The sequence below is a fragment of the Streptococcus sp. k-402 genome, assembly GCF_013277515.1.
In the GTDB taxonomy this organism is placed as follows: Bacteria; Bacillota; Bacilli; order Lactobacillales; family Streptococcaceae; genus Streptococcus.
In genome coordinates this window covers 1-672 of the sequence record NZ_VMNB01000028.1, presented here as the reverse complement: position 1 = coordinate 672, position 672 = coordinate 1, and the positions used below count along the sequence as shown (strand labels likewise).

Below are 672 nucleotides of genomic sequence, written 5' to 3'. Positions count from 1 at the left end.
CCGAGGACCGGAATCGAACCGGTACGATCGTTACCAATCGCAGGATTTTAAGTCCTGTGCGTCTGCCAGTTCCGCCACCCCGGCCTCTCCAAGCGAACGACGGGATTCGAACCCGCGACCCCCACCTTGGCAAGGTGGTGTTCTACCACTGAACTACGTTCGCACTGTTTTCTTCTATCTAAAAATGCCGGCTACATGACTTGAACACGCGACCCTCTGATTACAAATCAGATGCTCTACCAACTGAGCTAAGCCGGCTCATTTGTTATATCTTAATGCGGGTTAAGGGACTTGAACCCCCACGCCGTTAAGCGCCAGATCCTAAATCTGGTGCGTCTGCCAATTCCGCCAAACCCGCATATATGACCCGTACTGGGCTCGAACCAGTGACCCATTGATTAAAAGTCAATTGCTCTACCAACTGAGCTAACGAGTCTAAAATAACTTGCGTTATCTTAAACGGTCCCGACGGGAATCGAACCCGCGATCTTCGCCGTGACAGGGCGACGTGATAACCGCTACACTACGGGACCTTTGGGAGTTAACGGGATCGAACCGCTGACCCTCTGCTTGTAAGGCAGATGCTCTCCCAGCTGAGCTAAACTCCCTAGAGCTAAGCGACTTCCATATCTCACAGGGGGCAACCCCCAACTACTTCCGGCGTTCTAGCGC

General features: G+C 52.8%; 6 tRNA genes. All 6 read right to left on the bottom strand.

The features are described from left to right. Positions 1 to 91: 91 nt before the first annotated feature. The 6 genes from HT724_RS09955 to HT724_RS09930 all read right to left on the bottom strand — a co-directional run bounded on the left by HT724_RS09955 (position 92) and on the right by HT724_RS09930 (position 608). Positions 92 to 163: transfer RNA gene (locus HT724_RS09955), tRNA-Gly, on the bottom strand. Between the two features lie 22 nt (positions 164 to 185). Further along, a tRNA-Thr gene (locus HT724_RS09950) sits at positions 186 to 258 on the bottom strand. An 18-nt stretch (positions 259 to 276) separates the two neighbouring features. Beyond that, a tRNA-Leu gene (locus HT724_RS09945) sits at positions 277 to 358 on the bottom strand. Positions 359 to 363: 5 nt separating this feature from the next. Continuing rightward, positions 364 to 436, bottom strand: a tRNA-Lys gene (locus HT724_RS09940). Between the two features lie 24 nt (positions 437 to 460). Then, positions 461 to 533: transfer RNA gene (locus tag HT724_RS09935), tRNA-Asp, on the bottom strand. Between the two features lie 2 nt (positions 534 to 535). After that, positions 536 to 608 (bottom strand) — tRNA-Val (locus HT724_RS09930). Positions 609 to 672 lie beyond the last annotated feature (64 nt).